The organism is Micromonospora yasonensis (assembly GCF_026013475.1).
Taxonomy (GTDB): domain Bacteria; phylum Actinomycetota; class Actinomycetes; order Mycobacteriales; family Micromonosporaceae; genus Micromonospora; species Micromonospora yasonensis.
Window position 1 is genome coordinate 1 of sequence record NZ_JAPDPH010000312.1, and the last position, 6,778, is coordinate 6,778.

Here is a 6,778-nt window from a genome sequence, read left to right on the forward strand (position 1 = left end):
TGAGCCCGGTGACCCGCCCGCACAGCTCGGCGAGCATCCGGGCCGGGTCGGCGCCCTTGGCGAGCACGTGGCCGTGCCCGCGGTGGGTGCCGGTCACCAGGTCGTCGTCGCGCAGCGCGGCGCAGACCCCGGCGGCGATCCCCTCCTGCCCGAGGTACGGGTGGATGCCGCCGACGATCTCCCCGGCGCGGACCAGGTCGATGGCCCGCTCCTCGAAGCGGCGGATCAGCCGTACCGTGCGGTAGAGCCGGACCGGGTCGGTGTCGGTCACGCCGGCCGGCCCTCCTCGACGACGGCGAGGGCGCGGTCGCGCCAGATGACCGGGCAGATCTCGGGGTCCGCGTAGTCCGGCCGGCCCTCAGGGGTGCGGCGGACCAGCACGTCGTGGTTGTACGCGGCGAGCGTGCCGTCGGAGAGCGGGTACTCCCGCCAGGCGTTGCCGCCGTCCTGCAGGTGCAGTGAGATCGCCCGGCGCGGCCGGCCGCTGATGTTCGCGCCGCTGCCGTGGTAGATGCGGCAGTGGTGGAAGCTCATGTGCCCCTTGGGGATCACCATCGGGATCTTGCGGATCTCCGCGCCGTTGTGCGCGGCGTTCTCGGCGAGCATGACGTCGAGCTGGTCGCGGTCCCGGTCGGCGAAGTGCCGGACCACGGTGTCGTCGGCGCCGATCTCCCGCCAGCGGTGCGACCCGTCGACCATGGTGATGGTGCCCATCTCCTCGCCGCAGTCGTGGAAGGGGATGAAGGCGGTGAGCATGTTCTCGGAGGCCGACGACGCCCAGTAGTGCTTGTCGAAGTGCCAGGGCACGATGTTGGACGGCTCGCCGGAGATCGGCGGTTTCCAGATCAGGGTGGACTGGAAGACCCGGATCTCGTCGGCCCGGGCCAGCCGGGCGGCGACCGCCCCGATCAGCGGCTTGCGCAGGATCCGGCCGATGACGTCGTGCTCGTAGTGCACGTAGTCGTTGTGCCGCTGCACGTCGCCCTTGGACGGGTCCCAGTAGGCCAGTCGCGGGGGCCGCACCGGCAGCCGGCGGTCGCGTTCCCCGGCGTAGTAGCGGTCGGTCGCCGCGACGAGTTCGTCCACCTCGTCGTCGGTGAGCAGCTTCTTCGACAGGTACCAGCCGTGCTCGGCGTAGTGGCGCACGTCCGCGTCGGACGGGAGCAACGCCTGCTCCTCGGCGGTCAGTGTCGGATGTGTCGTGGTCATGCCCCCACCCCTCCTGCCGTACCGGCCGCGACGGCGGGGGTCGCCCCCGTCGCCGCCAGTTCGCGTTCCTTGGCCTCGTAGAGCGCCTTGATGTTGCCGCTGCCGAAGGTGCGGGCCCCGCGTCGCTCGATGAGTTCGAGGAAGAGGGTGCGGCGCACGTGCATCGACTCGGTGAAGATCTGCAGCAGCTGGCCGCCGTGGTCGGAGTCGACCAGGATGCTCAGGTCGCGGAGCCGGTCCAGCGGCGCGTCGACCCTGCCGACCCGCGCCTCCAGGTCGTCGTAGTAGGCGGCCGGGGTGCCGGCGAACCGGACCCCGCGGCCGGCGAGGGCGCCGACGGCGGTGACGATGTCGTCGGTGCGCAGGCCGAGGTGCTGCACGCCGGCGCCGGCGTGCCAGCGCAGGAAGTCCTCGATCTGCCCGGGCCGGGCGCTGGTGTCCGGCTCCAGCAGCACCAGGGTGACCCGCTCGGACGGGCTCTGCACCACCTTGGAGTTCATCGCCTGCCCGGCGACCTCGATGTGCTCCTCGAAGATCTCCGCGAAGCCGAAGACCTCCGTGTAGTGCTTCACCGTGTCGTCGAGCTGGCCGGGCGGCACGCAGACGGCCAGGTGGTCGATCTCGGCCAGCAGTTCGGCGCCGTCGGCGGCCGGCAGCGGCTCGATCGCCTCGGGCAGGAACACGCTCCGGTCGCCGCGCCGCTCGACGAGGCGGTGCCGCACGTCGCCGAAGCCGCCGACCTCGGCGACCACCACCTCGGCGTCCGCGTCGCCGTGGGTCCGCGGTGGGGTCACCCCGGTCGCACCCCGGGCCACCAGCTCCGCGTACGCCCCGGCGGCGTCGTCGACCTCGAGGGCGACCACCGCGATGCCGTCGCCGTGTCGTTGCACGTACGCCGACGCCGGGTGCGCCGCGGTCAGCCCGGAGGTGAGCAGCATCCGGATGTCGGCCTGGACCAGCAGCAGCGAACGCTGGTCGGCCAGCCCGGTCTCCGGGCCGCCCTGACCGCACAGCCGGAACCCGACCGCGCTGCCGAGGTAGAAGGCGGCCTGCCGGGCATCCCCCACGTACAGTTCGACGTGATCTATGCCATTGATTTGCATCTGTCCCTTCCCCATTTCCCCCCGTGCCTGTCGGCCGGGCACACCGCGCCCGGCATGGACCGTCGGATCACCTCCCCGATCCGCCGTCCGCCGCGGTCGCGGCGACCCGGCGCAGCAGCAGGCTGACGTTCTGGCCGCCGAAGCCGAACGAGTTGCTCAGCGCGTGCTCGGCCCGGCTGGCCCGGGGCGCGGCCCGGACGTGGTCCGCCTCGCACTCCGGGTCCGGATCGTCGAGGTGGTAGGTGGGCGGCAGCAGCCCCCGGCCGAGCGCCAGCGCGGTGGCCGCCGCCTCCAGCACCCCGGAGGCGCCGAGCAGGTGCCCGGTGAGCCCCTTGGTGGAGCTGACCGGCACCCCGCCCACGCCGAACACCTTCGCGAGGGCGGTGGTCTCGGCGATGTCGCCCAGCTTGGTGCCGGTGCCGTGCGCGTTGACGTAGCCGACCTGCGCCGGCTCCACTCCCGCGCCGGCCAGGGCGCGGCGCATGCACTCGGCCGCCCCGGCGCCGTCGGGCCGGGGCGCGGTCGGGTGGTACGCGTCGGTGTTCACCCCGTACCCGGCGACCTCGGCGTAGCCGGCGACGCCCCGGGCGGCGGCGTGCTCGGCGCGTTCCAGCACCAGCAGCGCCGCCCCCTCGGCGAGGACGAACCCGTTGCGCCGCTTGTCGAACGGGCGGCTGGCCTCGGCCGGGTCGTCCCAGCCGCGGGCGAGGGCCCGGGCGTTGCCGAAGGTGTCGGCGAAGGTCGGGAAGAGCGGCGCCTCGCTCGCCCCGCAGAGCACCACGTCGGCCTCGCCGGCCCGGATGAGGCGTACCGCGTCGGCGACGGCCTGGGCGCCGGACGCGCAGGCCGTGCCGACCGAGGAGCTGTAGCCCCGGATGCCGTGGGCGATGGCGATCCGGGCCGTCGGCATGTTCGGCAGGATCCCGGTGAGCAGGTACGGGCTGACCGCGGCGCGGCCCCGGGCGGCCCGGGCGAGCACCTGGTTCTCCAAGGTGGACATCCCGCCGACCCCGCCGACGATCACCCCGATCCGGGCCGGGTCGACGTCCCGGCCCACCGCGATGCCGGCGTCGGCGAGCGCCTCGGCGGCGGTGAGCAGGGCGAGCAGCACGATCCGGTCGAGGACCTTGGTCTCCGGGCCGGAGGCGACGCTGCGCGGGTCGATCTCCGGCAGCACCCCGGCGACCTCCAGGCTGTCCCGGGCCGGGTGCCCCTCGGGTGGGCGGCGCAGCCCGGACCGACCGGCGGTCAGCGCGGCGAAGGTCTCCTCGACGCCGCGCCCGGCGGGGGTGAACAGGCCCATGCCGCTGATGACGGCGGTCATGACGGGGTCTCGGTGAGGTAGCGCTCGCGCAGCGCCACCTTGCGGACCTTGCCGGTGACGGTGACCGGCATGTCGTCGGCGCGGACCGGCACCACCCGGCGCAGGGTGGCCCCGACGTCCGGCCCGAGCGCGGCCCGGACGCGCTCGGTGCGGTCCTCCTCCGGGTCGGCGCCGGCGGCCAGTTCGAGCAGCACATCGGTGACGACCGCTCCGGGTCGCGGCGTGGCGTCAGACACGCCGAGCCGGAGTGGTCGGTCGACGCGCTCGGCCCCGGCCGGGTCGATCGCCGGGGTGCCGCCCTCCTTGACGATGACCACCGTGCAGTCGGTGACGTCGGGGCAGGCGGCGAGGATCCGCTCCTCGGACAGGGCGGTGAAGAAGCGCCTCCCGTCGCCGACCTCGACCGAGTCGACGGCCCGGTCCAGGTGGTAGTAGCGGCCGTCGGCGTCGGCGTGGACCAGGTCGCCGGTGAGGTACCAGCCGCGCAGCCGGGACCGGTAGGTGGTGACCGAGTCGTTCCAGTAGCCGCGGAACAGCGACGGCGAGTCGATGCCCAGCCAGCCGACCTGGCCGGGCGGCACCTCGTCGCCCTGCTCGTCGAGGACCGCCACCCTGGCGAACCGGTACGGGCGGCCGACGCAGCGGCCGTACCGGTCGGTGTCGGTGGTGTGGGTGATGTGGAACATCGAGTGCCCCATCTCGCTGGAGCCGAGCCCGTCGATGAAGACCGAGCCGGGGACCCGCTTCACCCCCTCACGGGTCATCACGTCCCGCGACCCGACCGCGACGAGCCGGCGTACGTGCGGCTCGTGCGAGCAGTCGCCGGTGTTGAACCACAGCCGCACCGAGTCCAGGTCGTACGCGGACAGGTCGAAGCGGGCCAGTTCCGCCCAGGTGACGGAGAAGCCGAAGACGCCGTCCGGCCGCCACCGCTGGATGGCGTCGAGCACCCGTTCGCCGCTCTGCTCGGAGAGGAGGAACATCTCCGCCCGGTTGCCCAGCGCCTGGTTGACCATGAGCACCGTCGCGGTGTGCGGGGCGGGCAGCGCGTTGAGGATCCGGCTGGTGCCCTGCGCCTGCGGCATGGACAGCAGGTGCCGGGTCGCCGCGAAGAGGCTGGCGTGCGAGTGCAGCACGGCCTTCGGCACCCCGGTGGTGCCCGAGGTGTGGGTGATGACGATCGGGTCGTCGGGGTGGTGCCGGTGGTGGGCCGGGGCGGCGGCGGGATCGCCGGCGCCGGCCTCGGCGGGCTGGCCGAGCAGCGGTGCGCCGAGGTCGTGTCCGTGCAGCGCCTCGGCGCGCGCGGCGTCGGCGAGCACCCCGGTGGCGCGTAGCCGGCGGATGTACTCGGCGGCGATCTCCGGGCGCAGTTTGCCGTTCATCAGCGCCGGGATCGCGCCGAGCCGGGCCAGGGCCAGGAAGGACAGCACCATGTCGGCGGCGGCGCCGGCCCAGACCGCGACCGGGTCGCGGCGGCGTACCCCGCGCTCGTGCAGCCAGGCGGCCCGGGCGGCGACCAGGGCGTCGAGCTGGCCCAGGGTCAGTGGGTGTTCGGCCGGGTGGCCGTCGACCGCCGTGTCGAAGGTGAGCCCCGGCCCGTCCGGGTCGGCGCCGTGCGCCAGCACCCGGGCCAGCACGTTGCCCGCGCCCAGTTCGGTGTCGGCGGCCAGCGCGCCGCGAAGTCCCTTCGTCCTCATTGATCTGTTCCCTCCCCCAGCAGCACCGCGACCGCCTCGCTGGGCGTCCCGTCGGATGCCTGTTCGATCAGGACCAGCAACACCTGGTCGGCGTCGCCGTCGTACAGCAGCAGGTCCGCCTCGGCGGCGCCCTCGGCCCGCGGGTCCCTGGTCGGGCTCAGGCAGACCACCGGTCCGTCCAGTCCCCAGCGCGCCGCGACGTGCCCGGCGACGCTGTTCGGCACCGACTGGAAGAAAAAGAGCGGGCCGACCCGGCCCCCGGCGGCCACCGTGGCCCGCACGTGCGCGGCGCTGGCCCGGTCCCCGCCGGCGCTGACCAGCACCACCGCGGTCCGGTTGCCCGCCGGCAGCGGCCCCGTCCCGTGGTGCCGGGCGAGGCACCGGTCGGCCACCGCCACCACCACCGGCGCGAAGTCCGAGTGCACGAACCCCGGCAACGCGGGCGGCGGCCCGTCCCCCACCTCCGGCCACCGCGCCTCCGCCAACACCCGCTCCGCCCGCTCCGCCCGCTCCGCCCGCTCCGCCCGCTCCGCCCGCTCCGGCGATCTTGCAAGTTGGGCTGGCGTTTCGCGGCGTTCGCGCCGTTCGCCGGCACCCGAAGTGCAAGATCGCGGAGTCGGGGTGGGGTCGGGGGCGGTCATGGGGCACCGACCAGGAGGGCGGTGTTGGCGCCGCCGAAGGCGGCGTTGAGGGTCAGCGCGTGGGGGGTGGTGGCGGGGCGGGGGGCGTCGGTGATGACGTCCAGCGGGCAGGACTCGTCGGGGCCGAGGAAGCCGGCGTTGACCGGGAGCATTCCGTGCCGCAGGGCGAGCACGGTGACCACCAGTTCGAGCAGCCCGGACGCCTCCAGGGCGTGCCCGTGCACCGACTTGGTGGAGCTGACCGGGATCCGGCCGGCGAGGTCGCCGAGGGCCAGCCGCAGCGCCGCCGCCTCCGAGGCGTCGCTGGACGGGGTGCCGGTGGCGTTGGCGTTGACGTAGCCGACCGCCGCGCCGGGCAGCCCGGCCCGGCGCAGCGCCGCCGCCACCGCCCGGGCCAGCCCGCGCCCCCGCGGGTCGGGCTGGCAGGGGTGGTACGCGTCCCCGGCCCGTCCCCAGCCGGCCACGGTCGCCACCGGCGTCGCGCCCCGCCGCCGGGCCGCCCCGGCGGACTCCAGGACCACGGTGGCGATCCCGTCGCCGAGCAGCAGCCCCTGCCGTCCGGCGCTGAACGGGCGGACCGCCCCGTCGGCGGCGAACGCCCGGCCGGCGTCGAAGAGCGCGTACTGGTCGGGTTCGACCAGGTAACCGGCGGCCACCACGACCCGGTCCAGGTCGCCCCGGCCGATCAGGGTGGCCGCGTCGGCGACCGCGGTGCTCGCCGACACGCACGCGGTGGTGTAGACCCGGGTACGGCCGCCGAGGCCGCAGCGGCGGGCCAGGTGGCCGGCGAGCGCCGGCACCTCC

At 74.9% G+C, this 6,778-nt stretch carries 7 protein-coding genes; all 7 read right to left on the reverse strand.

Going from position 1 to position 6,778, the window contains the following annotated elements:
* The coding region (locus ONA70_RS33725; protein WP_265010532.1) for a thiamine pyrophosphate-dependent enzyme at nucleotides 1-271 on the reverse strand (271 nt) is incomplete at its 3' end.
* The gene (locus tag ONA70_RS33730) at nucleotides 268-1,209 is read right to left on the reverse strand and encodes a phytanoyl-CoA dioxygenase family protein (protein ID WP_265010533.1); all 942 of its coding nucleotides are present in this window, start codon (nucleotides 1,207-1,209) and stop codon (nucleotides 268-270) included. The genes ONA70_RS33725 and ONA70_RS33730, both read right to left, overlap by 4 nt.
* Nucleotides 1,206-2,312, reverse strand: a complete 1,107-nt coding sequence (gene hppD, locus ONA70_RS33735; RefSeq protein WP_265010534.1) for a 4-hydroxyphenylpyruvate dioxygenase — start codon at nucleotides 2,310-2,312, stop codon at nucleotides 1,206-1,208. The genes ONA70_RS33730 and hppD overlap by 4 nt, the downstream gene beginning before the upstream one ends.
* A 67-nt stretch (nucleotides 2,313-2,379) precedes the next feature.
* A complete protein-coding gene (locus ONA70_RS33740) occupies nucleotides 2,380-3,636 on the reverse strand; it encodes a beta-ketoacyl-[acyl-carrier-protein] synthase family protein (protein WP_265010535.1) in 1,257 nt (418 codons plus the stop codon).
* Entirely contained in the window at nucleotides 3,633-5,333 is a 1,701-nt protein-coding gene (locus ONA70_RS33745; RefSeq protein ID WP_265010536.1) for a class I adenylate-forming enzyme family protein, read from the reverse strand. The genes ONA70_RS33740 and ONA70_RS33745 overlap by 4 nt, the downstream gene beginning before the upstream one ends.
* Nucleotides 5,330-5,821 carry a beta-ketoacyl synthase chain length factor gene (locus ONA70_RS33750; RefSeq protein ID WP_265010537.1) on the reverse strand — a complete coding sequence of 164 codons (492 nt, stop codon included), beginning with the start codon at nucleotides 5,819-5,821 and terminating at the stop codon, nucleotides 5,330-5,332. Before ONA70_RS33750 ends, ONA70_RS33745 begins: the two co-directional genes overlap by 4 nt.
* A gap of 149 nt (nucleotides 5,822-5,970) precedes the next feature.
* On the reverse strand, nucleotides 5,971-6,778 hold an 808-nt coding region (locus tag ONA70_RS33755; protein WP_265010538.1), incomplete at its 5' end, for a beta-ketoacyl-[acyl-carrier-protein] synthase family protein.

Excerpts from the sequence above, each read along its gene's own strand:
- ONA70_RS33730 (WP_265010533.1), bottom strand. The coding sequence starts at position 1,209 with ATGACCACGACACATCCGACACTGACCGCCGAGGAGCAGGCGTTGCTC.
- hppD (WP_265010534.1), bottom strand. The coding sequence starts at position 2,312 with ATGCAAATCAATGGCATAGATCACGTCGAACTGTACGTGGGGGATGCC.
- ONA70_RS33740 (WP_265010535.1), bottom strand. The coding sequence starts at position 3,636 with ATGACCGCCGTCATCAGCGGCATGGGCCTGTTCACCCCCGCCGGGCGC.
- ONA70_RS33745 (WP_265010536.1), bottom strand. The coding sequence starts at position 5,333 with ATGAGGACGAAGGGACTTCGCGGCGCGCTGGCCGCCGACACCGAACTG.